The sequence below is a fragment of the Streptomyces sp. 7N604 genome (genome assembly GCF_052245475.1).
In the GTDB taxonomy this organism is placed as follows: domain Bacteria; phylum Actinomycetota; class Actinomycetes; order Streptomycetales; family Streptomycetaceae; genus Streptomyces.
Genome location: NZ_JBQQBX010000018.1, coordinates 56,298 through 79,755, shown reverse-complemented (window position 1 = coordinate 79,755; position 23,458 = coordinate 56,298). Strand labels below are relative to the sequence as shown.

The 23,458-nt window shown below is 72.3% G+C and carries 23 protein-coding genes, 1 pseudogene and 1 riboswitch; of the genes and pseudogenes, 11 read left to right on the top strand and 13 right to left on the bottom strand.

Translation table 11 applies throughout. The annotated features are described in order from the left end of the window. Positions 1 to 40 precede the first annotated feature (40 nt). From ACTWP8_RS20700 to ACTWP8_RS20680, 5 genes are all read right to left on the bottom strand, one after another. A complete protein-coding gene (locus ACTWP8_RS20700) occupies positions 41 to 1,084 on the bottom strand; it encodes a hypothetical protein (protein WP_443323641.1) in 1,044 nt (347 codons plus the stop codon). A gap of 35 nt (positions 1,085 to 1,119) precedes the next feature. Beyond that, the gene (gene metF / locus ACTWP8_RS20695) at positions 1,120 to 2,037 is read right to left on the bottom strand and encodes a methylenetetrahydrofolate reductase [NAD(P)H] (protein WP_443323640.1); all 918 of its coding nucleotides are present in this window, start codon (positions 2,035 to 2,037) and stop codon (positions 1,120 to 1,122) included. A gap of 144 nt (positions 2,038 to 2,181) precedes the next feature. Then, positions 2,182 to 2,853, bottom strand: coding sequence for a thiamine phosphate synthase (gene thiE / locus ACTWP8_RS20690; protein ID WP_443323639.1), 672 nt, complete (start codon positions 2,851 to 2,853; stop codon positions 2,182 to 2,184). 158 nt (positions 2,854 to 3,011) lie between these two features. Next, entirely contained in the window at positions 3,012 to 3,377 is a 366-nt protein-coding gene (locus ACTWP8_RS20685; protein WP_443323638.1) for an Rv2175c family DNA-binding protein, read from the bottom strand. Between the two features lie 168 nt (positions 3,378 to 3,545). Further along, entirely contained in the window at positions 3,546 to 4,718 is a 1,173-nt protein-coding gene (locus tag ACTWP8_RS20680; RefSeq protein ID WP_443323712.1) for an NAD(P)/FAD-dependent oxidoreductase, read from the bottom strand. A 228-nt stretch (positions 4,719 to 4,946) separates the two neighbouring features. After that, positions 4,947 to 5,059, top strand: a riboswitch (TPP riboswitch). Between ACTWP8_RS20680 and thiO the strand changes: the two genes are divergently transcribed. From thiO to ACTWP8_RS20645, 7 genes and pseudogenes are all read left to right on the top strand, one after another. Further along, positions 5,057 to 6,274 (top strand): glycine oxidase ThiO, encoded by a 1,218-nt coding sequence (gene thiO, locus ACTWP8_RS20675; RefSeq protein ID WP_443323637.1) that lies wholly within the window; start codon positions 5,057 to 5,059, stop codon positions 6,272 to 6,274. Its footprint overlaps the riboswitch before it by 3 nt. After that, complete coding sequence (gene thiS / locus ACTWP8_RS20670; protein WP_443313374.1) at positions 6,271 to 6,471, top strand: sulfur carrier protein ThiS; 201 nt, start codon at positions 6,271 to 6,273, stop codon at positions 6,469 to 6,471. Before thiO ends, thiS begins: the two co-directional genes overlap by 4 nt. A gap of 9 nt (positions 6,472 to 6,480) precedes the next feature. After that, positions 6,481 to 7,278, top strand: coding sequence for a thiazole synthase (locus tag ACTWP8_RS20665; protein ID WP_443323636.1), 798 nt, complete (start codon positions 6,481 to 6,483; stop codon positions 7,276 to 7,278). Positions 7,279 to 7,425: 147 nt separating this feature from the next. Further along, positions 7,426 to 7,914, top strand: a complete 489-nt coding sequence (locus ACTWP8_RS20660; RefSeq protein WP_443323635.1) for an SRPBCC domain-containing protein — start codon at positions 7,426 to 7,428, stop codon at positions 7,912 to 7,914. 174 nt (positions 7,915 to 8,088) lie between these two features. After that, positions 8,089 to 10,029, top strand: coding sequence for a Stk1 family PASTA domain-containing Ser/Thr kinase (pknB, locus tag ACTWP8_RS20655; RefSeq protein ID WP_443323634.1), 1,941 nt, complete (start codon positions 8,089 to 8,091; stop codon positions 10,027 to 10,029). A gap of 68 nt (positions 10,030 to 10,097) precedes the next feature. Further along, entirely contained in the window at positions 10,098 to 10,973 is an 876-nt protein-coding gene (locus ACTWP8_RS20650) for a deoxyribonuclease IV (RefSeq protein ID WP_443323633.1), read from the top strand. Next, a pseudogene (locus ACTWP8_RS20645) lies at positions 10,930 to 11,166 on the top strand (DUF4396 domain-containing protein); the annotation flags it as partial. The gene ACTWP8_RS20650 and the pseudogene ACTWP8_RS20645, both read left to right, overlap by 44 nt. Positions 11,167 to 11,231: 65 nt before the next feature. Here ACTWP8_RS20645 and ACTWP8_RS20640 read toward each other — a convergent pair. Then, on the bottom strand, positions 11,232 to 11,855 hold the full coding sequence (locus ACTWP8_RS20640; protein ID WP_443323632.1) for a sulfite oxidase-like oxidoreductase: 624 nt from the start codon (positions 11,853 to 11,855) through the stop codon (positions 11,232 to 11,234). Between the two features lie 151 nt (positions 11,856 to 12,006). Between ACTWP8_RS20640 and bfr the strand changes: the two genes are divergently transcribed. Continuing rightward, entirely contained in the window at positions 12,007 to 12,489 is a 483-nt protein-coding gene (gene bfr, locus ACTWP8_RS20635) for a bacterioferritin (RefSeq protein ID WP_443313368.1), read from the top strand. An 80-nt stretch (positions 12,490 to 12,569) separates the two neighbouring features. Here bfr and ACTWP8_RS20630 read toward each other — a convergent pair whose 3' ends face one another. Next, entirely contained in the window at positions 12,570 to 12,830 is a 261-nt protein-coding gene (locus tag ACTWP8_RS20630) for a (2Fe-2S)-binding protein (RefSeq protein ID WP_443313367.1), read from the bottom strand. A gap of 115 nt (positions 12,831 to 12,945) precedes the next feature. Beyond that, positions 12,946 to 14,295, bottom strand: coding sequence for a class II 3-deoxy-7-phosphoheptulonate synthase (locus ACTWP8_RS20625; RefSeq protein ID WP_443323631.1), 1,350 nt, complete (start codon positions 14,293 to 14,295; stop codon positions 12,946 to 12,948). 331 nt (positions 14,296 to 14,626) lie between these two features. Here ACTWP8_RS20625 and ACTWP8_RS20620 point away from each other — a divergent pair, with 331 nt between their 5' ends. After that, a complete protein-coding gene (locus ACTWP8_RS20620) occupies positions 14,627 to 16,810 on the top strand; it encodes an anthranilate synthase family protein (protein WP_443323630.1) in 2,184 nt (727 codons plus the stop codon). Between the two features lie 105 nt (positions 16,811 to 16,915). On the opposite strand, the gene ACTWP8_RS20615 is transcribed toward ACTWP8_RS20620, so the two are convergent. The 4 genes from ACTWP8_RS20615 to ACTWP8_RS20600 all read right to left on the bottom strand — a co-directional run bounded on the left by ACTWP8_RS20615 (position 16,916) and on the right by ACTWP8_RS20600 (position 20,875). Then, positions 16,916 to 17,944: a 6-phosphofructokinase gene (locus ACTWP8_RS20615; RefSeq protein WP_443323629.1), complete on the bottom strand. Its 1,029-nt coding sequence runs from the start codon at positions 17,942 to 17,944 to the stop codon at positions 16,916 to 16,918. A gap of 183 nt (positions 17,945 to 18,127) precedes the next feature. Then, positions 18,128 to 18,772: a response regulator gene (locus tag ACTWP8_RS20610; RefSeq protein WP_443313635.1), complete on the bottom strand. Its 645-nt coding sequence runs from the start codon at positions 18,770 to 18,772 to the stop codon at positions 18,128 to 18,130. Between the two features lie 56 nt (positions 18,773 to 18,828). Beyond that, positions 18,829 to 20,103 (bottom strand): MacS family sensor histidine kinase, encoded by a 1,275-nt coding sequence (gene macS, locus ACTWP8_RS20605; protein WP_443323628.1) that lies wholly within the window; start codon positions 20,101 to 20,103, stop codon positions 18,829 to 18,831. 28 nt (positions 20,104 to 20,131) lie between these two features. Continuing rightward, positions 20,132 to 20,875, bottom strand: coding sequence for a lysophospholipid acyltransferase family protein (locus ACTWP8_RS20600; protein ID WP_443313362.1), 744 nt, complete (start codon positions 20,873 to 20,875; stop codon positions 20,132 to 20,134). Positions 20,876 to 21,104: 229 nt separating this feature from the next. Here ACTWP8_RS20600 and ACTWP8_RS20595 point away from each other — a divergent pair, with 229 nt between their 5' ends. Next, a complete protein-coding gene (locus ACTWP8_RS20595) occupies positions 21,105 to 21,905 on the top strand; it encodes an alpha/beta hydrolase (protein ID WP_443323627.1) in 801 nt (266 codons plus the stop codon). Further along, a complete protein-coding gene (locus tag ACTWP8_RS20590) occupies positions 21,898 to 22,611 on the top strand; it encodes a hypothetical protein (RefSeq protein ID WP_443323626.1) in 714 nt (237 codons plus the stop codon). Before ACTWP8_RS20595 ends, ACTWP8_RS20590 begins: the two co-directional genes overlap by 8 nt. A 76-nt stretch (positions 22,612 to 22,687) precedes the next feature. Here the strand turns inward: ACTWP8_RS20590 and ACTWP8_RS20585 are convergent, their stop codons facing one another. Then, a complete protein-coding gene (locus ACTWP8_RS20585) occupies positions 22,688 to 23,458 on the bottom strand; it encodes an endonuclease/exonuclease/phosphatase family protein (protein WP_443323625.1) in 771 nt (256 codons plus the stop codon).

Sequence of the window (23,458 nt, the reverse complement as noted above, 5' to 3'; positions counted from 1 at the left end):
GGAAGCGACCGGGGGCGGGCCGCCGGACGCGCCGCTCGGATCAGTAGCGGTACTGCTCGCCGTAGCCCGCGTTGTAGCCCTGCTGGTACGGGTACGTCTGCTCGTCCGGCAGCGGCTGGCCGGACTGCTGCTGCTCGCCTTCGCGCTGCTGCGGCATCCACACGCCGCCGGGCGGAGTCTCGCCGTACTGCTGCGGTGCGCCCGTCGCGTAGGGGTCGGGCGTCACGTACTGGCCGGTGCCGTAGTCGTACTGCTGCCCGCCGTAGGACGCGGGCTGGTCGTACTGCTGCGCGCTCCCGGCGCCGGCGTACGGGTCGGAGTACCCGGCGTACTGCGCGGTCCCGTAGTCGTACTGTCCCGCGGCCGCGTAGGTGTTCTGGTCCGCGTAGGTGTTCTGGTCCGCGTAGCCGCTCTGGCCCGCGTAGTTGCTCTGGTCCGCGTAGCCGCCCTGGCTCGCGTAGCTGTTCTGGTCCGCGTAGCTGTTCTGGTCCGCGTAGCCGCCCTGGCCCGCCAGGTCGTCCTGACCGTAGCCGCCGTACGTGGAGGCGTACGGGCTCTGCCCGTCCGTGGCCGCGCCCGTGGTGGCGTACGCCGCGTCGTTGTAGACCCCGTACTGGCCGGTGTCGTCCGGTATCGGCTGCGGCTGGTAGACCTCCGGGCCCGCCCCGCCACCCGGTACCTCGGCCTGCCCGTATCCATCCGGCGCCTCGGCCTGCCCGTATCCGTCCGGAAGCGGCTCGGCGGGGTCGGGGGCCTGCAGCCTCGGGTCCAGGTACTCCCTGTACTCCTCGGCCTCTTCCTCCTCGCGCTCCCGGCCCAAGCCGAAGCCGCCGCCGCGAAGCGCCCAGCCGGCTGCGAAGCCGCGCCGGAAGGAGAGCGTGACGTAGGTCTGGCCGACCGCGAAGGCGGCCGCGCCCATCCCGATGACCACCACCGACGGCATCAGCACGCCGAGTACCACGCCCAGAAAGCCCGTGAAGGCCAGCAGCCGCCAGCGCAGCCGGGCCTTGTACTGCAGCAGGACCTCACCGAGCAGCCACAGCGCAACGATGCCAAACGCGATGTAGAGGACCGTCCAGCCCATGTCCGCCCCTCTTCCGCCGCTTTCCGGCCTAGCCGTCAGGACTGCTGCGACAGTCCCAGATTCTCGTAGATTTCCAGAGTCGCCGTGGAGTGGTTCAGGGTAATGAAGTGCAACCCCGGGATGTCCTCGGACATCAGCCGCGCGCACAGCTCCGTGGCGTACTCGATCCCAATGGAGCGTACAGCCGCTGGGTCATCTTTGACCGAGAGGATCCGGTCCGCTAGCTCCGGCGGGAAGGCCGCGTTGCTGAGCTGGGCGAATCGCTCGATCTGCTTTACGTTCGTGACCGGCATGATCTCCGGGATGATCGGGGTGTCGCAGCCGGCCGCCGCGACCCGGTCCCGCAGCCGGAGGTAGTCGTCGGCGAAGAAGAACATCTGGGTGATCGCGAAGTCCGCACCCGCGCGGCACTTGTCCACGAAGTGCCGGATGTCCGCATCCCAGTCCGTGGAGCGCGGGTGCATCTCGGGGAAGGCGGCGACGCCGACGCAGAAGTCGCCCGACTCCTTGATGAGCTGAACGAGCTCGGCCGCGTAGTGCACGCCCTGCGGGTGCGGCACCCACTCGCCCATCGGGTCGCCCGGCGGGTCCCCGCGCAGCGCCAGCATGTTCCGGATTCCCGCATCGGCGTAGCGGCCGATGATGTTGCGCAGGTCGGCGAGGGAGTGGTTGACGGCGGTGAGGTGGGCCACCGGGGTGAGGGTGGTGTCGGTCGCGATGCGCTCGGTGGCCCGTACGGTCCCGTCGCGGGACGAGCCGCCCGCGCCGTACGTCACGGAGACGAAGGTCGGCGCGACCGCCTCGATCCGGCGGATGGCGTTCCACAGGGTCCGCTCACCCTTCTCGGTCTTCGGGGCGGAGAACTCGAACGAATAGGACCGCCTGCCGGAGGCGAGGAGGTCACGGACGGTGTGCGCGCGGTCCGTCCTGGTGGACGCGGTACCAAGGGCCATAAAGGCAGGTTAACCAGCGGCTCGCTGCAGCCCCAACAAAAGGCGGACGATATGCCCGGTTAGCCCGGAACCTCGTCCACCACTCGGACAACTTGTCCGGTTACGCACCGCGGTCGGACGCGATGACGAGCTGCAGCGGGGCCGTCACGCACTGCGCTCGCGCAGCCGCTTCGCGAGGTCCGCGGTCGCCGCCCCCGGGTCGTCCGCGTCCGTGATCGCCCGGACCACCACGACCCGCCGGGCCCCGGCGTCCAGCACCTGGTCGAGATTGGACGCGTCGATGCCGCCGATCGCGAACCAGGGCCGTACGGGCTCCAGCGAGGCCGCGTAGCGCACCAGCGGCAGGCCGGGGGCGTGCCGTCCCGGCTTGGTGGGGGTGGGCCAGCAGGGGCCGGTGCAGAAGTAGTCGACGCCTGGCTCGGCGACCGCCGCGTCCACCTCCGCCTCGGCGTGCGTGGACCGCCCGATGAGCACGGACTCGCCGAGGATCGCGCGGGCGGCGGGCACCGGCAGGTCGCCCTGGCCCAGGTGCAGCACGTCGGAGCCGGTCGCGTGTGCCACATCGGCCCGGTCGTTGACCGCGAGCAGCTTGCCGTGCCGTCGGCAGGCGTCCGCGAACACCGCCAGATGCTCCAGCTCCTCGCCCGCCTCCATGCCCTTGTCGCGCAGCTGCACGATGTCGACGCCGGAGGCGAGGACCGTGTCCAGGAACTCGGCGAGGTCGCCCTGGCGCTTGCGCGCGTCGGTGCAGAGGTAGAGCAGGGCGTCGGCGAGCTGCACGCGCGCGGTGGCGGCTGCTGCGGCGGTGGTGGCCATGGGTTCCCCCGGATCGGCGGCGTACGGGTCGGCAGCGTGTGGGCCGGGGCGTCCCGGCCCGCACACCGTACGGGTTCACTGGATCGGACGGCGGCCGTCAGGCGCTCGGACGGCAAGCGCTCAGAGGCGAGCCCCCGGACGGCAAGCGCTCGGCAGCGTCAGACGGCGAGCGCCTGGGCACGGCGCTTCACTTCCGTGCCGCGATTCTCGCGCAGGGCCTGCGCGGGCGTGCCCGGCAGGCTCGGGTCCGGCGTGAAGAGCCACTCCAGCATCTCTGCGTCGGTGAAGCCGTCGTCCTTCAGGAGTGTCAGCGTCCCGGCGAGGCCCTTGACGACCTTGCCGTCGCCGACGAAGGCGGCCGGTACCTGCAGCACCCGGTTCTCGCCGCGGCGGACCGCGATCAGCTGGCCCTCCTTGACCAGCTGCCTGACGCGGGTCACCTCGACCCCGAGCCGTTCTGCGACGTCGGGGAGGGTGAGCCAGGCGGGAACGAGCGCATCGGTCTTCGTGTCAATCTCGGTCACGGGACCAAGCCTGCCATCCCGGACTGACAGCCGGTAGCGGAGCGCGGCCGGGCGGGCTCACCGGTTCCGGCAGACCGGGGGCACCTGTTCCGCCGGGCTGACGGCCCGGTTCCGCCCGTTCGGCCCGGCCCGCCCTCCGGCCCGTACGTACGTACGTAGCTCACGGTCTCAGCGGAGCACCGCCGACTTGAGCGGCACGGACGGGTCGGCGGCCCGGTCCGGGTCGATGCGCGCGCCGCGCTCGATAAGCCTGCGCCCCTGCGCCAGATCCCGCGGCCTGCCCACCGCGAGCAGCGCTACCAGCGCCCCGCCGCGCAGCCAGCAGACCGACCAGGAGGCCCCGTCCGGGTCGCCGCGCCAGACCGTGGCGTCGGCCGCGGCGTGGTGGCCCGCGTACTGCACGAACCGGCCGAACTGCTCGGACCAGAAGTAGGGCACCGGATCGTAGACGGTCTCCTCGGCCGCTCCCCCGGCGATGTTGGCGGCGACCGCGCGGGGCCCCTGGAGGGCGTTGTCCCAGTGGTGGACGAGGAGCCGTTCGCCGTACCGGGCGGACGGGAACGACGCGCAGTCCCCGACCGCGTAGACGTCCGGCTGGGAGGTGCGCAGCCGCTCGTCGGCGCGCACGGAGCCGTCGGAGCACAGCTCGACGCCCGAGCCCGCGAGCCAGGCGGTCGTGGGCCGGGCGCCGATCCCGACCAGCACCGCGTCCGCGCGCAGCCGGGTTCCGTCCTCCAGGAGCACCGAGCCCGGCTCGACCGCCGCCACCTTCGCGCCGGTGATCAGCCGGGCGCCGCTGTCGGCGTACCAGGCGGCCATGTGCTCGGTGACCTCGGCGGGAAGGGCACCGGCGAGCGGGCGATCAGCGGCCTCGACGACGGTGACGGGACAGCCCGCCTCGCGCGCCGCGGTCGCGAACTCCGCGCCGATCCAGCCCGCGCCGACCACGACGACCTCCTGCCTGCCCTCGAGGACGGGCCGCAGCCGCTCGGCGTCGTCGAGGGTGCGCAGCACGTAGATGCCGGGCCCCGCGTCGGTGCCGGGCAGCGTGATCGGCTCGGCGCCGGTGGCGATGACCAGCCGGTCGTACGGGACGGGCCCGGCTGCGGTCTCCAGGAGGTGGCGGTCGGGGCGGAGCGCCGTGACGTGGCGGCCCAGCAGCAGTTCGATGCTCAGGGCCGGGAAGTCGACCTCGAAGGCCGAGCCGTCGGCCTTGCCGAGGAGCACGGCCTTGGACAGCGGCGGCCGGTCGTAGGGCTGGTGCGACTCGGCGCCCAGCAGCGTGATCGTGCCCTTCCAGCCCTGCTCCCGCAGGGCGACCGCGGTCTGCACCCCGGCCATGCCCGCGCCGACGATCACGACCCGCTGCACTGGCTGCCTGTCCTCGCTCACACGATCACTGTAGGACGGCCGCGGGGGGCTGCCGGAGACGCGCGCATCGAGAGCTCTGACACAGCATCAAGTTGATCAGTGCGCCCCGGCCGGGGCGTGCCAGGGGTGGGAGCATGGGTGGCCTTGGGGCGCCGCTCCTCTACTGCCCTCCAGGGGCAGGCGTTATGGTGGCGAGCCAAGAGCACTCGCGGGAGCCCGGACGCACCGGGCTGAGAGGGAGGCTGGCCGGCCTCCGACCGTACGAACCTGATCCGGGTCATGCCGGCGAAGGGAGGGTCCTGATACCCATGCACGCGCCTGAAGGCACTGAAGGCAGCGGTGTGCGCGGTCCGCGCACGTCGTACGACGTCCTCGTCATCGGGGGCGGGATCATCGGTCTGGTCACGGCCTGGCGGGCGGCGCAGCGGGGCCTGCGCACCGCGGTCGCCGACCCGTCGCCCGGGGGTGGCGCCGCGCAGGTCGCCGCCGGGATGCTGGCCGCCGTCACCGAGCTCCACTACGGCGAGGAGACCCTGCTCGGCCTCAACCTCGCCTCCGCAGCGCGCTATCCGGCGTTCGCGGCCGAGCTCGAGGAGGCGAGCGGGCAGGACATCGGCTACCGCGCCTGCGGCACCCTCGCCGTCGCGCTGGACGCCGACGACCGGGCACACCTGCGCGAGCTCCATGCCCTGCAGCTCCGCCACGGCCTCGACTCGCAGTGGCTGACGGGGCGCGAGTGCCGCCGCCTCGAGCCCCTGCTTGCGCCGGGCGTGCGCGGCGGCCTGCGCGTGGACGGCGACCACCAGACCGACCCCCGCCGGCTCACCGCCGCGCTCGTCACGGCCTGCGAGCGGGCCGGGGTGGAGCTGCGCCGCGCCTGGGTCCGCCGGCTGTCCGTCGTACGGGACCGGGCCGCGGGAGCGGTCCTCGAGGACGGCACGGAGCTGGGCGCCGGGCAGGTCGTCCTCGCCGCGGGCAGCCGCAGCGGGCAGCTCGCCGGGGTGCCGGACGAGGTGCTGCCGCCGGTCCGGCCGGTCAAGGGGCAGGTGCTGCGGCTGCGCGTTCCCGGGGCGTACGCGCCGTTCCTGTCCCGGACCGTACGGGCGGTGGTGCGCGGCGGGCAGGTCTACCTCGTGCCGCGCGAGAGCGGCGAGCTGGTGGTCGGCGCGACCAGCGAGGAACTGGGCTGGGACACCACCGTCACCGCGGGCGGGGTGTACGAACTCCTGCGCGATGCCCACGAGTTGGTGCCCGGGATCACCGAACTGCCGCTTGTCGAGACCCGCGCCGGGCTGCGGCCGGGATCGCCCGACAACGCGCCCCTGCTGGGCCCGACGGCGCTGCCGGGGCTGCACCTGGCGACCGGCCACTACCGCAACGGCGTGCTGCTGACGCCGGTCACGGGCGACGCGATGGCCGAGGCGCTGACCACCGGCGAACTCCCCGGTGAGGCCCGGCCCTTCTCCCCCTGCCGCTTCACTTCCGCACCCCGCGCACCCCGCGTACTCCAGGAGCAGCCCGTATGACCGTCTCCGTGAACGGGGAACCCAGGGAACTCCCCGACGGCACCACACTCGACCGGGTCGTCGCCACCCTCACCACCGCCCCCTCGGGCGTCGCCGCCGCGCTCAACGAGACCGTGGTACCGCGCCGCCGGTGGCCCACCACCCCGCTCGGCGACGGCGACCGCGTCGAGGTCCTCACCGCGGTCCAGGGAGGCTGACCCCGCGACATGGCCGACGATCTCCTCACCATTGGCGGCACCACCTTCGGCTCCCGGCTGATCATGGGGACGGGCGGTGCGCCGAGCCTCGACATCCTGGAGCGCGCGCTGGTCGCCTCCGGCACCGAGCTGACCACGGTGGCCATGCGCCGCCTCGACCCGACCGTGCAGGGCTCCGTGCTGACCGTGCTGGCCGGGCTCGGCATCCGCGCCCTGCCGAACACCGCGGGGTGCTTCACCGCGGGCGAGGCGGTGCTCACCGCCCGGCTCGCCCGGGAGGCCCTCGGCACCGACTGGATCAAGCTGGAGGTGGTGGCGGACGAGCGCACCCTGCTGCCCGACCCGGTCGAGCTGCTCGACGCCGCGGAGACCCTGGTCGACGACGGCTTCACGGTGCTTCCGTACACGAACGACGATCCGGTGCTGGCCAGGAGGCTGGAGGACGCCGGCTGCGCCGCGATCATGCCGTTGGGCTCCCCCATCGGCTCCGGCCTCGGCATCCGCAACCCGCACAACTTCCAGCTGATCACCGAGCACGCGCGCGTGCCCGTGATCCTCGACGCGGGGGCCGGCACCGCATCGGACGCGGCGCTGGCCATGGAGCTGGGCTGCGCGGCCGTCATGCTCGCGTCTGCCGTCACCCGGGCCCAGGAGCCCGTACTCATGGCGGAGGCGATGCGGCACGCCGTCGAGGCGGGGCGGCTGGCCTACCGCGCGGGCCGGATCCCTCGGCGGCACTTCGCGGAGGCGTCCTCGCCCACGGAGGGCGTGGCCGCGCTCGACCCGGAGCGTCCGGCGTTCCGCTAGCGCGGGCACGCCGGCGCGGGCAGACGCAGCGCGGGCACGCCCGGTGCTGCGGCCGACCGGAGCACCGGCCTCTTGAGGCGCGGGCCTCCCCTGCTTCCCCGTCGCCGCGGCCCAGCAGGGCATAGCGTGGAGACGGAGGTGGTCCCCGTGGTGGCAGAGGTTGTCGACCGCATCGAGCGCGAGGTGTACGTCCCGGCCCCCGTCGACCGCGTATGGCGGGTACTCACCGTCGCCGAGCACATCCACGCCTGGTACGCCTTCGGCGGAGCCGAAGTGGACCTGCGGCCCGATGGCGCCCTGCGCTTTCGCTGGGACGAGCACGGCGAGTTCCACGGCCGGGTGGAGGTCGTCGACCCACCGTCCCGGCTCTGCTTCCGTATGGCCGTGAAACCCGACACACAGCCTGTCCACGGCGACTCCACCCTGGTCGACTTCCGGCTGTCCTCGGAGGGCGAGGGCACTCGCGTCACGGTGGAGGAGTCGGGCATCGCCGGGCTCGCCGCCCCGGACGAGGAGAAGGGCCGGCACGCCGAGTACGCGCGCCTGGCGTGGACCGCCGCCCTCGAGGAGCTGTGCGCCATCGCCGCCGCCACCCACGCCGACCCGCCGCCTCCGGGCGCCGCCCAGCACGTCTGATCCGGGTCCCGGCCCCGCCGTCCGTCCGGGCCCACGCCCGCGGCCCCCCGCCCACGTCCCCGTACCGCGTCCCCCGCGCCCCGTAAGGCCCGCGGTCACCGTTCGGCTGCAGTCGGGCGCCGGATCTGCCCTTGTGGGCAGGTGTGTCCGTGACGGCTCGTAGACTGCGTGACCGTGGATACGACCCTCCAGGACCCGCTCGTCGGGCAGGTGCTCGACGGCCGCTACCGCGTCGAGGCGCGGATCGCCGTCGGCGGCATGGCCACGGTCTACCGGGCCGTGGACACCCGTCTCGACCGGGTGCTGGCCCTCAAGGTGATGCACCCCGGCCTCGCCTCCGACAGCGCGTTCACCGACCGCTTCATCCGCGAGGCCAAGTCCGTCGCCCGGCTCGCCCACCCCAACGTCGTGGGCGTCTACGACCAGGGCGCCGACGGCACGTATGTCTATCTGGCCATGGAGTACGTCGCCGGGTGCACCCTGCGTGACGTGCTGCGCGAGCGCGGTGCCCTGCAGCCCCGCGCCGCCCTCGACATCCTGGAGCCGGTCCTCGCCGCCCTCGGCGCCGCCCACCGCGCCGGTCTCGTCCACCGCGACATGAAGCCGGAGAACGTCCTCATCGGCGACGACGGCCGGGTCAAGGTCGCGGACTTCGGGCTCGTACGGGCCGTGGACACCAACACCACCGCCTCCTCCGGGTCGCTTCTGGGCACCGTCTCCTACCTGGCACCGGAGCAGATCGAGCACGGCATCACGGACACGCGCGCGGACGTCTACGCCTGCGGGGTGGTGTTGTACGAGATGCTGACCGGCGCCAAGCCGCACAGCGGCGACACCCCCGTGCAGGTGCTCTACCAGCACCTGCACGAGGACATCGCGCCGCCGTCCGAGGCCGTGCCGGGCCTGGCTCCGCAGCTGGACGGCCTGGTCGCGGCGGCAACGGCCCGCAGCCCCGAGCTGCGGCCCGGGGACGCCGTGGCGCTGCTGTCGGCCGCCCGCGAGGCCCGCGCCACGCTCACCGACGAGCAGCTCGACGCCGTACCGCCGCAGGCCGTGACCGACGACGCCGGACTCTTCGGCTCCGAGGACCGTACGAGCGTCCTCCCGCGGGCTGTCGCGGGCGCGGCTGCGGGGACGGCCGCTGACGGGCTGAACCGCACCAGCCGCCTCGAGATGCCGCCGGCCGGTGCGCCGGCCGGCCCGCCCCCCGCCCCGCCGGCCACGCGCGCGGGGCGGCGCGCGCCCAGGCAGGGCGTGCTCGCGCTGGTGGCGGCCGTGCTGCTCGCGCTCGGGGTGGGCGCGGGCGTCTGGTACATCAATTCCGGGCAGTTCACGAGGGTGCCCGGCGTCCTCGCGCTGCCGCAGAAGGAGGCCGAGAAGAAGCTCCGCGACGCCGGTTTCGACGTACGGGCCAAGGAGGACTTCAGCGGCACCGTGGACCGGGGAAAGGTGATCGACACGGAACCGGCGCGCGGCAAGCGCATCCGCGACAACGGCACCGTCACGATCATCGTCTCCAAGGGTCCCGAGGTCGTGAAGATCCCCGACCTGGAAGGCACGCCGCTGGAGAAGGCAACGCAGGAGCTCAAGGACCTCGGCCTGGTCCCGGGCATCATCCGGCGGGAGTTCAACGACCAGGTGGCGCAGGGTTCGGTCATCCGCACAGAGCCGGACGCCGGCCTCAAGCGCAGGCCCGGCTCGGCGGTCGCGATCACCGTCAGCAAGGGCGAGCGCGTCGAGGCGCCGGACGTGGTCGGCGACTCGCTCGAGGACGCGACGAGGGAACTGCGCGAGGACGGGCTGAAGGTCAGGGTGGCGCCCGAGCAGGTCTTCTCCGAGGAGGACAAGGGCGAGATCGCCGCCCAGTCTCCGGCCGGGGGCGACCAGCTGGCGAAGGGCGACACGGTCACGCTGACGGTCTCCAAGGGCCAGCAGATGGTCGAGGTGCCGGACGTCGAGGGCGACAACGTCCGCGACGCCAAGCGCAAGCTGGAGCAGCGGGGCTTCAAGGTCAACGTCACCCGGTTCTTCTTCGGCGACACCGTTTTCGACCAGTCGGTGGATGGCGGGGACGAGGCGCCGAAGGGCAGCACGATCACCATCCGCGTCCGCTGAGCCCCTGCTGCGGCCGCACACCATGAGACCCGGCGCGAAGGGCCGTTACCCCATGGGATCCTGGCGGTGTGAGCATCGCAGCACCCCGTCCTCGTAACCCCGTCGGCGGCCACGTCCCGGTGGCCGGCGGCCTCGCCGCCACCGGCCTGCCGTACGCCCGCGACATCGGAGCCGAGACCGTGCAGGTCTTCGTGGCGAACCCGCGCGGCTGGGCCACACCGGCGGGCAGTCCGCGCCAGGACGAGGCGTTCCGTGCCGCCTGCGCCGAGGAGGGCGTCCCCGCGTACGTCCACGCCCCTTATCTGATCAACTTCGGCTCGCACACCGAGGCCACGGCCGAGCTGTCGGTCGCGTCGCTGCGGCACTCGCTGCGCCGCGGGCGGGCCATCGGCGCGCTCGGGGTCGTGGTCCACACCGGCTCGGCGACCGGCGGGCGACCGCGGGAGGTGGCCCTCGCGCAGGTGCGGGAGCGCGTACTGCCGCTGCTGGACGAGCTGACCCACGACGAGGACCCCTGGCTGCTGCTGGAGCCGACGGCCGGCCAGGGGGCCTCCCTGTGCTCCCTCGTGGCGGACCTCGGTCCGTACTTCGACGCGCTGGACCGGCACCCGCGGCTCGGCGTCTGCCTGGACACCTGCCACGCGTTCGCCGCCGGGCACGACATGGCCGCGCCGGGCGGCGCGAAGGCCCTGCTCGACGAGCTGGTGGAGACGGTCGGCGAGGGTCGTCTGAAGTTGATCCACGCGAACGACTCCAAGGACGTGGCGGGCGCCCGCAAGGACAGGCACGAGAACATCGGCGCGGGTCACATCGGTGCCGACCCCTTCGGCGACCTCTTCAGGCACCCGGCGACCGAGGGCGTGCCGCTGATGATCGAGACCCCTGGCGGCAAGGTCGGCCATACGACGGACGTGGCCCGGCTCAAGGAGCTGCGGGACGGCTGACGAGAGCGCCACCCACGAGCACGCGGGCCACGGTCCGGCCAACTGGCCTACGGCGGCGAAGGCGACGCTGCACTGCCTCACCGGCTGCGCGATCGGCGAAGTGGCCGGTATGGCCGTCGGCACCGCCTTCGGCCGGCACAACGCACCGACGATGGCCCTCGCCATCGTGCTGGCGTTCGTCTTCGGCTACTCGTGGATGATCGGCCGCGGCGAGGACGCGGTGGCGCACCAGTACCACTGAGAAGCCCGCCGCAGGCGTCAGAGCTCCGGCCCCTCGCCCGGCTCCTCCTGGTACGAGTAGCGCTGCTCGCGCCACGGGTCACCGATGTTGTGGTAGCCGCGCTCCTCCCAGAAGCCACGGCGGTCCGCGGTCATGTACTCGACGCCGCGGACCCACTTGGGTCCCTTCCAGGCGTACAGATGCGGTACGACCAGCCGGACCGGGAAGCCGTGCTCGGCGGTGAGCAGCTCACCGCCCTTGTGCGTGGCGAAGATCGTCCGCTCGGCAGCGAAGTCGGAGAGCCGCAGATTCGAGCTGAAGCCGTACTCGGCCCACACCATCACATGAGTGACGTCCGCCGCGGGCGGCGCGAGATCGAGGAGCGTACGGGCCGCGATGCCGCCCCATTCGGCCCCCAGCATGCTGAATTTCGTGACGCAGTGAAGATCCGCGACGACCGTCGCGTACGGCAGGGCCGTGAACTCCTCGTGCGTCCAGCAGTGCTTGTCCCCGTCGGCGGTCGCGCCGAAGACCCGGAACTCCCAGCGGTCCGGCTTGAACTTGGGGACCGGCCCGTAGTGCGTGACCGGCCAGCCGCGCTGCAGCCGCTGCCCCGGAGGAAGCGTGACCTGTGCCCCTTCGCGGCTTTCCGGCTGACCCATGACTCCATGGTGACAGACTGGGAAGGGTGGTCGTGACCAGGGCAATGCCGATGCGGGCAACTCGTACTAAGCATGCACTTACTGGAACGCGGCCGCGGGCGGTGCGAGGATGCGCGCATCCTGCCGTTCTTCTCTGGAAGGAGCCGCTGCGATGCAGGGCGACCCCGAGGTCATCGAGTTCCTCAATGAGCAACTGACCGCCGAGCTGACCGCGATCAATCAGTACTTCCTGCACGCCAAGCTGCAGGAGAACTACGGCTGGACGAAGCTCGCGAAGTACACCCGCGCCGAGTCGTTCGACGAGATGCGCCATGCCGAGGTGCTGACCGACCGGATCATCTTCCTCGAGGGGCTGCCCAACTACCAGCGGCTGTTCCACGTCCGGGTGGGCCAGACGGTCACCGAGATGTTCCAGGCCGACCGGCAGGTCGAGGTGGAGGCGATCGACCGCCTCAGGCGCGGGATCGATGTCATGCGGGCGAAGGGGGATGTCACCTCGGCGAACATCTTCGAGTCGATCCTCGCCGACGAGGAGCACCACATCGACTACCTCGACACCCAGCTGGACCTGGTGGAGAAGCTCGGAGAGGCGCTCTATATCTCCCAGCAGATCGAGCAGCCGGAGGGCAGCTGACCAGGCGATTCGCAGCTGATCCAGCGGTTCGCAGTTGAGCGTTCGCAGTTGATCGGGCGGACGGCAGCCGATCGAGCCGGTCAGGCGGCGTCGGCCGCGAGCGACCCGTTGGCCGCCAGTCCCGCATCGCCCGCCAGCAGAGCGGGCTCACCCTGGTCGATCAGCTCGCGCCGCGGGCACGCGCCGCGGCCCAGCAGAGCCTGGATGCGGCGCACGCAGGAGCCGCAGTCGGTGCCGGCCTTGCAGGCGCCGGCTATCTGGCGCGGTGTGGTGCAGGAGCCGGTTTCCGCATGCTCGCGAACCTGCTTCTCGGTGATGCCGAAGCAAGAGCAGACGTACACGCGGACTCCCAAATGATCAGTGAGGTTACCCTTACCTTACCCGCCATCGAAGGGTCTCACAATGCCGTGGGGCGCGGATCTGAAGTGATCCACGCCCCACAGTGCTGTACCGCGATCACTGGTCCCGGTACATCTCCGCGACCAGGAAGGCCAGGTCCAGCGACTGACTGCGGTTGAGCCGCGGGTCGCAGGCCGTCTCGTAGCGCTGGTGCAGGTCGTCGACGAAGATCTCGTCGCCACCGCCCACGCACTCGGTGACGTCATCGCCGGTCAGCTCGACGTGGATGCCGCCCGGGTGCGTGCCCAGGCCCTTGTGGACCTCGAAGAAACCCTTGACCTCGTCGAGCACGTCGTCGAAGCGCCGGGTCTTGTGGCCGGACGCGGCCTCGAAGGTGTTGCCGTGCATCGGGTCGCACACCCACGCCACCTGCGCCCCCGAGGCGGTGACCTTCTCCACCAGCTCCGGCAGCCGGTCGCGGATCTTGTCCGCGCCCATCCTGGTGATGAAGGTCAGCCGGCCCGGCTCACGGTCCTGGTCGAGCCGCTCGATCAGCGTCAGCGCGTCCTCCGGCGAGGTCGTCGGGCCGAGCTTCACCCCGATCGGGTTGCGGATCCGGGACGCGAACTCGATGTGCGCCCCGTCCAGCTGCCTGGTCCGCTCACCGATCCAGACCATGTGGCCCGACACGTCGTACAGGTTGCCGGTGCGCGAGTCCGTACGGGTCAGGGCCGACTCGTAGTCGAGGATCAGCGCCTCGTGGGACGAGTAGAACTCGACCGTCTTGAACTCCTCCGGATCCACCCCGCAGGCGTTCATGAAGTTCAGCGCCCGGTCGATCTCACGGGCCAGGGCCTCGTAGCGCTGCCCGGACGGGGAGGACTTCACGAAGTCCTGGTTCCAGGCGTGCACCTGGCGCAGGTCCGCGTAACCACCGGTGGTGAAGGCCCGTACGAGGTTCAGCGTGGCCGAGGAGGCGTGGTACATCCGCTTCAGCCGCTCCGGGTCCGGCATGCGGGCCTCAGGAGTGAACTCGAAGCCGTTCACCGAGTCGCCGCGGTACGAGGGCAGGGTCACCCCGTCGCGAGTCTCCGTCGGCTTCGAGCGCGGCTTGCTGTACTGGCCGGCGATCCGGCCAACCTTCACCACCGGCACCGAACCGGCGTAGGTCAGCACCGCACCCATCTGCAGCAGGGTCTTCAGCTTGTTGCGGATCTGGTCGGCGCCCACGGCGTCGAACGCCTCGGCGCAGTCGCCGCCCTGCAGCAGAAACGCCTCGCCCCTGGCGACGGCCCCCAGCCGGGCACGCAACTGGTCGCACTCGCCCGCGAAGACGAGCGGCGGATACGACTCGAGGTCCGCGATCACACCGCGCAGCGCCTCGGAGTCGGGCCATTCGGGCTGCTGCGCCGCGGGCAGGTCTCGCCAGGTGTTGCCACCGGCACGGGTTTCAGCGTTCACGGTCACCTTGTCAACATTACGGGTTCTTTTCGGGTGCCCAATCCACTGCCCACAAGTTGAGACAGGCCACGAGGGTCCGCGCAGGAGGACGGCCGCCCGGGATGACCCGCGCCGGCTTCTCGACAGCCGTCCGATGGGTGAGATGTGCTCCTCTCGCCGCGGGCGCTGGGTTAGGGTGCGCAGCATGTTCGCGCAGACGACCATGGACTGGTGGTGGACCGCTTCCGAGGCGGCCCACTGATCGCGCGTACCTGAAGACCACCGCGAAGGCCGCCCCGAGGGGCGGCCTTCGGCGTTTCCGCGGGCCGTTCCTCCGAATCCGGAAGGAACATCTCAGATGCATCCTGACAGTCCAGACCTCCCCGACACCCCCGGCATCCCCGCCATCGGCGTCCCCGGCATCCCCGCGCTCCTGCGCCGCCTGGCCGCCGACGGCGGCCCGCCCTTCGCCCTGATCCACCGCCGCACCCCCGGGCGCCCCGAGGACCTCGTCGAGGTCCTCGTCGGCACGGTGCGGGACGTTCCGCGGCTCGCCGACGTCCCGCTGGGCGAGGGCGCGCCGGGCCGGGCCGTCCCCGACGCGCTGGTCCTCGTCCCCTTCCGGCAGGTCCGCGAGCGCGGCTTCGACGTCCGCGACGACGGCACGCCGCTGACCGTGCTGCGGCCCGAGGAGTCGTACGAGCTGCCGCTGGCCGCCGTACGGGAGGCCCTGCCGGGGCACGGCGTGCGCGTCGAGGGCGGGGCCTTCGACGTCGGGGACGAGGAGTACGCGGCGATCGTCGGGCGGGTGATCGAGGACGAGATCGGGCGGGGCGAGGGCGCGAACTTCGTGATCCGCCGCACCTTCCAGGGCGAGATCCCGGGGTACGGCCCCGCCGACGCGCTGGCCCTCTTCCGGCGGCTGCTGGAGGGCGAGCGCGGCGCGTACTGGACGTACGTCGTGCACACGGGAAATGGAAAAGGGCCCGAAGGGCCTTCCTTGGAAGGGCGGTGGCGGGCGACGGGCGGGAGGACGCTCGTCGGGGCCAGCCCGGAGGTGCACGTGCGGATGTCGGGCGGGACGGTGGTCATGAATCCGATCAGCGGGACCTACCGCTACCCGCCGGAGGGGCCGTGCGCCGAGGGCCTGCTGGCGTTCCTCAACGACCGCAAGGAGGTCGAGGAGCTGTCCATGGTCGTGGACGAGGAGCTGAAGATGATGTGCACCGTCGGGGACAAGGGCGGGGTCGTCGTCGGGCCGCGGCTGAAGGAGATGGCGCACCTGGCGCACACCGAGTACGAACTGCGCGGCCGCAGTTCGCTGGACGTGCGGGAGGTGCTGAAGGAGACGATGTTCGCGGCGACGGTCACCGGGTCGCCGGTGCAGAACGCCTGCAGGGTCATCGAACGCCATGAGGTCGGGGGCCGCGGCTACTACGCGGGGGCGCTGGCCCTCATCGGGCGGGACGCGGGTGGGACCCGGACCCTCGACTCGCCGATCCTCATCCGCACGGCCGACATCGACGCGGGCGGGCGGCTGCGCGTGCCGGTCGGCGCGACGCTCGTACGCCACTCGGACCCGTACGGCGAGGTGGCGGAGACGCACGCCAAGGCGGCGGGGGTGCTGACCGCGCTCGGCGTGCGGCCCGCGCCCGCGCGCGAGGCGGACGGCCCGCCTCCGCGGCTGGCGGACGACCCCCGCGTACGGGCCGCGCTGGACGCCCGGCGGGCCGACCTCGCGCCCTTCTGGCTGCGGATGCAGCAGCGCCCGGCCGATGGGGGTACTCCCCCTGGGGGCACTCCCCCTGGCTTCGCCGGGGGGACCCCCACCCAGGCCGCCAGGCCTAGGGGGACTACCGCTGGGGGTGCCCCCACCCATGCCCTTAAGGCAATGGGGGAGGCGGGGCACGCCCTGGTGATCGACGCCGAGGACACCTTCACGGCCATGCTCGCGCACCTGCTGCGCTCCACCGGTCTTGACGTGACCGTCCGGCGCTACGACGAGCCGGGTCTGCGGGATGCGGCGCTGTCGCACCGGGGGCCCGTGGTCCTCGGGCCGGGCCCCGGCGACCCGGGGGACACGGCCGACCCGAAGATGCGGTTTCTGCGGAGGCTGACCGGCGAGTTGGTGCGCGAGCACCGCCAGGGTCCCGCCCGCCGCCCGACCACCACCCCTCACCGAGGCCCTTCGGGCCGCACCTTCTTGTTGGGGGTATGCCTGGGCCACGAGCTGATCGCGGCGGAACTGGGCCTGGAGATCGTACGGAAGAACGTGCCCTACCAGGGGGCGCAGGAGCGCATCGACTTCTTCGGGCGGCAGGAGGTCGTGGGGTTCTACAACACCTTCACGGCGCGCTGCGATGCCGCCGCGGAAGCGGAGTTGGCGATGCACCGCGTCGAGCTGAGCCGCGATCCGGGGACGGGGGATGTGTACGCGCTGCGCGGCCCGGGGTTCGCGGGCGTGCAGTTCCACCCGGAGTCGGTGCTGACGCTCGACGGCGCGTCGATCACGGCGGCGCTGCTGGCGGCCGTGCTGGTCTGAGCCGCGCGCCCAGTGCTCCGCGCTGGCGTGTTCCCACCCGCCCGCCCTTCAAGAAGGCGGGCGGGTGGGAACTCTCACGCCGGGGGGGCGCGAGGCGGCCGGGCGCTATCCGAAGAAGACGCCGATCTCCTCGTACAGCTTGGGGTCGACCGTCTTCAGCTTCGCCGTGGCCTCGGAGATCGGGACCCGGACGATGTCCGTGCCGCGCAGGGCGACCATCTTCCCGAAGTCCCGGTCGCGCACGGCGTCGATGGCGTGCAGCCCGAAGCGGGTGGCGAGCCAGCGGTCGAAGGCGCTCGGGGTACCGCCGCGCTGGACGTGGCCGAGCACGGTCGTACGGGCCTCCTTGCCGGTCCTGCTCTCGATCTGCTTGGCCAGCCACTCGCCGATGCCGGAGAGCCTGACGTGCCCGAAGGAGTCCAGGGAGCCGTCCTTGAGGACCATGTCGCCGTCCTTGGGCATGGCGCCCTCGGCGACGACCACGATCGGCGCGTAACGGATCTTGAAGCGGGACTCGACCCAGGCGCAGACCTGGTCGAGGTCGAAGCGCTGCTCGGGAATGAGGATGGCGTTGGCGCCTCCGGCCAGGCCCGAGTGCACGGCGATCCAGCCGGCATGACGGCCCATCACCTCGACCACGAGTACGCGCATGTGCGACTCGGCGGTGGTGTGGAGGCGGTCGATGGCCTCAGTCGCGATGTTGACCGCTGTGTCGAAGCCGAAGGTGTAGTCGGTGGCCGACAGGTCGTTGTCGATGGTCTTGGGGACGCCGACGCAGTTGATGCCGTACTCGTCGGCGAGCTCTGCCGCGACCCCGAGGGTGTCCTCGCCGCCGATCGCGATCAGCGCGTCGACCTCGTACTTGGCGAGGTTCTCCTTGATGCGGCGGATGCCGTTCTCCACCTTGAGCGGGTTGGTGCGCGACGAGCCGAGGATGGTGCCGCCGCGGGGCAGGATGCCGCGTACGGCCGGGATGTCGAGCTGGACGGTGTCGGCATCGAGAGGACCGCGCCAGCCGTCGCGGAAGCCGATGAAGTCGTAGCGATACTCCTGGACGCCTTTGCGGACAATGCCTCGGATGACCGCATTGAGCCCGGGGCAGTCGCCGCCTCCGGTCAGAACTCCGACCCTCATGGATCCTTCCCTTCTCCCTCGTTGACCCGGTCGGCGCTCACGCTAACGGTGATCCAGGTCACAGGGGGATGGGGCAAACCGTTGAATCCGGTGAAATCGAGGGGACTTCGTTGACCGGAGGATCTCCCGTGGAGGCGGCTGCTGTCGTCGGCAGCTCCTTTCCGCTCTCCGGCTGCTGCCCGGCTATTCCTCGTCGAGGCCGCGCTCGATCGCGTATCGCACCAGCTCGACGCGGTTGTGCAGCTGCAGCTTGCCCAGGGTGTTCTGGACGTGGTTCTGGACCGTGCGGTGCGAGATCACCAGCCGCTCCGCTATCTGCTTGTACGAGAGCCCCTTGGCGACGAGGCGCAGCACCTCGGTCTCGCGCTCGGTGAGCCGGGGCGCGTCCGGTTCGTCGGCCGCCGCGGGGGCCGGGTCGGAGGCCAGCCGCCGGTACTCGCCGAGCACCAGGCCCGCCAGGCCCGGCGTGAAGACGGGGTCCCCGGCGGCCGTCCTGTGCACCGCGTCCACCAGCTCCTCCGTGCTGGCCGACTTCAGCAGATAGCCCGTGGCCCCGGACTTGACCGCCTCCAGAACGTCCGCGTGCTCGCCGCTCGCGGAGAGGACCAGGACGCGCAGGGCCGGGTTGGAGCCGACGAGCTCCTTGCAGACCTGGACTCCCGGCATTCCGGGGAGGTTGAGGTCGAGGACCAGCACGTCGGGGTCCGCGGCCCGGGCCCTGCGCACCGCCTGCCCGCCGTCCCCCGCGGTCGCCACCACGTCGAACCCGGCCGCGCCCAGGTCGCGGGCCACCGCGTCGCGCCACATCGGATGGTCGTCGACGACCATCACCTTGACCGCCGTCCCGGTCCCGGCCCCCGGCCCGGCCGCCGTTCCCTGCTCGCTCACCGCTTCGCCTCGCTCCCCCGGGAAGCCTCCGGCTCCCTCGGAACCCTCAACTCGACCTCCGTGCCCTGCCCGGGGACCGACAGCAGCTCGGCGCTCCCGCCCAGGTCCCGCAGCCTGCCGCGGATCGACAGCGCGACCCCGAGCCGGCCCTCGCGCTCGGCTGCCGACAGCCGGCCCTCCGGGATGCCGGGGCCGTCGTCCCGTACGGTCACGAGCACCGCGTCCGGCTCGTCCTCCAGCAGGATCCACGCCTGCGCGTCCACGCCCGCGTGCTTGCGCACATTGTCCAGGGCGGCACCGACAGCCGCCGTCAACTCCCCTGCCGCGGTGGCCTCCAGGAGCACCGGCGCCCCCGGCTCGGCCAGCGACACCCGGGCTCCGGCGTACGGGGCGAGAAGCGCGCGCAGATCGCAGAGGCCGCCGCTCTCCGGACCTTCGTCGCCGTCCTTCTCCGCCACGCGCGCGTGCACCGGGCCCGGCTCCTCCTCGTCCCCGGTCCCGGAGGCCGTACGAGCCGCGGGGACCACGCCTCCCGCGACCAGCGTGCGCAGCGCGACCTCCTGCTCCCCGGCCAACCGGCCGAGCTCCGCCGCCTCGCCGCCGATCTCCGCACCGCGCCGCTGCACCATCGCGAGCACCTGGAGCACGCTGTCGTGGATGTCCCGGGCGAGCCGCTCCCGCTCGCGGGTGGCGGCGTCGATCCGGAGGGCTCGGGCGAGGGTGCGCTCACTGGCGCGGGCCACCTCGACGACGTAGCCGATGGCCACGCTCGCCACCCACACCAGGAGGACGTTGTGGACGGTGTCCCGGGCGAAGCTGCCGCGCTCGACGACATTGGCGACCGCGACGAGCGCGGAGGCCATGGCCGCCCACCGCCAGCCGCCCTTGATCGCGAAGCCGAGCACGGCGCCGGCCGTCCAGATGGACGGCAGGGTGGGATGGCCGCCGACGACATGGGCGTGGGTGTCGATGACCGGGGTGAGGAGTATGCCGGTCAGCGCGATGGCGAGATCGGTGGCCAGGAAGTGCTTCGTGCAGCGCTCGGGCGAGAGCACCCGGTTCCAGGTCAGGCCCATCCACACGGTCAGCACGGCGAAATAGGCGGCGGCGCCGAGCGGGTGGGCGTACTGCTCGTAGGCGAGCGCGAAGAGCACGACCGCGTAGCAGAACGTCAGGATCCGGTAGCCGGTCAGGGCACGCCACAGCGGCAGCTCGACCGACATGCGCATCGCCCTCCCGGGCTCCCGCGCTTCGCGCTTGCGCTGCGCCATCTCCCCCCGACTCCCCTCCCCGGCGCGGCTACGCCCCGGTCGGCTTCTCCGCCCTGGCCGCCTTCTCGTCCTCCGCCTGCCGCTTCGCGGCCTCCGCGATCTGCCGCTTGGCTGCGGTCGCGTAGATGTCGACGTACTCCTGCCCGGAGAGCTTCATGATTTCGTACATGACCTCGTCGGTCACCGAACGGAGGATGAACCGGTCGTGATCCATGCCCTTGTAGCGGCTGAAGTCCAGCGGCTTGCCGATACGGATGCCGGGTCTGACCATCTTCGGCACGACCTTGCCGGGCGGCTGGACCTTCTCGGTGTCGATCATCGCGACCGGGATCACCGGGGCGCCGCTGGCCAGCGCCACGCGCGCGAGGCCGCCGGGTTTGCCGCGGTAGAGCCGGCCGTCGGGCGAGCGGGTGCCCTCCGGGTAGATGCCGAACAGCTCGCCGCTCTCCAGCACCGCGACACCGCTCTTGATCGCCGCCTCACCGGCACCGCGCGCACCCGAGCGGTCCACCGGGAGCTGGCCGACGCCCTTGAAGAAGGCCGCGGTGAGCTTGCCCTTCACTCCGGGCGAGGTGAAGTACTCGGACTTGGCGATGAAGGTGACCTTGCGGTCGAGCACCGCGGGCAGGAAGAAGGAGTCCGAGAAGGACAGGTGGTTGCTCGCGAGGATCGCCGGACCGTCGGCGGGGACGTTCTCGAGCCCCTCCACCCACGGGCGGAAGGCGAGCTTCAGCGCCCCTCCCACGGACAGCTTCATTGCGCCGTACAGCAACCGAGGACCTCCTGTGTCTGACGAACAGACCTTAACCTGCTGCGACGCAGGCCCCGCCCCCGAGGCCACCGTCGGATCTACCCGGTGTCAGTCCAGTCGCGTACGGTGAAGTCCACACCGGGCTCATATCCGGACGTCCTCCCCCTGGGGGCACCTCCCGGGCCGTCAGGCCCAGGGGGACTACCGCTGGGGGCGCCCCCAGCCCACCACGTAGAACAGGAGACCTCAGGTGCCGCTCCTCCCCGGAGCCGAGCCGTTCCGCCACGAAGGCGGAGAGGTCGGCGTCCTCCTCTGCCACGGCTTCACCGGCTCGCCCCAGTCGCTGCGCCCCTGGGCCGCGTTCCTGGCCGAGCGCGGGCTGACCGTGGCGCTGCCGCTGCTGCCCGGGCACGGCACGCGCTGGCAGGACATGCAGCTCACGGGCTGGCAGGACTGGTACGCCGAGGTGGACCGGGAGCTGCGGGCGCTGATCGACCGGTGCGACCGGGTCTTCGTGTTCGGCCTGTCGATGGGCGCGGCGCTAGCGCTCCGGCTGGCCGCCAAGCACGGCGACGCGGTCAGCGGCGTCGTGGTCGTCAACCCGGGCAACAGGGTGCACGGCCTGGCGGCGCACGCGCTGCCGGTGGTGCGGTATCTGGTGCGGACCACCAAGGGCCTGGCGAACGACGTCGCGAAGCCCGGCGTGGACGAGATCGGCTACGACCGCGTGCCGCTGCACGCCGCGCACTCGCTCCGCCAGTTCTTCCGTCTGGTGGACACCGAGCTGCCGCAGGTCACCCAGCCCTTGCTGCTGCTGCGCAGCCCGCAGGACCATGTCGTACCGCCCGTCGACTCGGCCCGCATCCTGAGCCGGGTCTCGTCGACGGACGTCACCGAGACGGTCCTCGAGCGGAGTTACCACGTGGCGACGCTGGACTACGACGCGGAGCGGATCTTCCAGGACTCGTACGACTTCATCGGGCGGCTCGCGCCCGGAAGCGCCGGACCCGGCGCCGGCGAGGAGAGCAAGGAGACGGCGAGCGGTGGCTGAGCGGGACGCCGGACCGGGGCGCGAGGACGGCGGAGACCCGGTCGACGAGGACGCCGCCTGGGCGGCGATCGTGGCCGCGTACGGCGAGGAGCCGGCGGACCCGGACCTGTCCTCGGAAGACGGGGGCGAAGGCGGGGACGAGGCCGCGGACGGAGACGGGCGCGAGGACGGCGAGCGGCGCCGGGGCGGGGACGCGGGCCGGAGTGGGGACGCGGGCCGGAGTGGGGACGCGGGCCGGGGCGGCGAGGGAGCGGACGCCGGAGACGGGTCCAAGGATGGGGCCGAATCCGGGGACGGAGACGAAGCCGCGGACGGGGACGAGTCCGGGGCCAAGGAGCCGCCCGAGGGCGCGGACCGGCCCCTCGGCTCGAGCATCACGGGCTATGCGGTCGCCATGGGCCCTCGCGACTGGTCGGCTCCCGAGCCGTCGGAGGACGACTTCGACGAGTCGGACGAGGGGCACTTCGTGCCCCCTGAGCCGCCGCCACTCCCCCAGGCCGACACCACGGCGAAGTTCGCCTGGCTCGCGGTCATCGGCGGCCCGCTGCTGCTCCTGCTCGCGGTGCTGCTGCAGTGGAACATGACCTGGTGGATCACCACCCTCGGCGTCGGCGGCTTCCTGGGCGGCTTCGCCACCCTGGTCATCCGCATGAGGGACGGCGACGACGACGAGGACGACGACCCAGGGCGCGGCGCGGTGGTCTGACGGTCCAAGGGTCTTCGCACGGTTCGAGGGCCGGACGGTTCGAAAATCTCGGGACGGTCCGAGGCAGTTCTGACGGTCACCGAGAACCGGCGGCGGGAACGCGGACCGCGGCCAGCACCGGCAGGTGGTCCGTTGCGGCCCTGAGGTCCGCCTCCGTGACACCGGGCAGGCCCCTGGGCACTCCGCACCCCAGCACCTCCACGCCCGGTGTGGCGAAGATCGCGTCGATGCGCTGCGGCGGGTCACCCGGCCGCGTGGTGTGCTCGTCGCCCCACGGCGTGACCGCCCACCCGTCCTGCAGCTCGGCGGCGAGCCTGCGGAACGTACGGCCGCCGGGCCGGTCGTTCAGGTCCCCGGCCGCGATCGCGTACGGCAGGCCCAGGGCGGCGAGGCGCTCGAGCAGCAGGCCGGCCTGTACGTAGCGCTCGTCGGCCCGCATGCTCAGATGGCAGCTGAGGACGCCGAGCCCGGCGCCCCCGATCCGTACGACGGCGGTCGCGAAGCCGCGCTGGTGCAGCCCGGGTGTGCGGGGCAGCAGGACGTCCTCCGCTCGCTCCACATGGGCGCGCAGGGAGGCCAGGATCATCGGCCCGGACGCGGTCGCCCCGCCCGTGACGTACACGAGGCCGGACTCGCGGGCGAGCCAGGCCGCGTGCTTGCGCCAGCGGAAGAACCGCGGCGCCTCCTGAACGCACACGAGATCGGGGGCGCAGGCCCGGATCACCCGGGCCAGCGCCGCCCGATCGTCGCGCATGGAGCGGATGTTGTAGCTGAGCACGCGCACCACCGCGGAGCCGTCCGGCTCGGTACGGGACGCCGGCAGGTCCGGCAGCACGGTGGCGCCCAT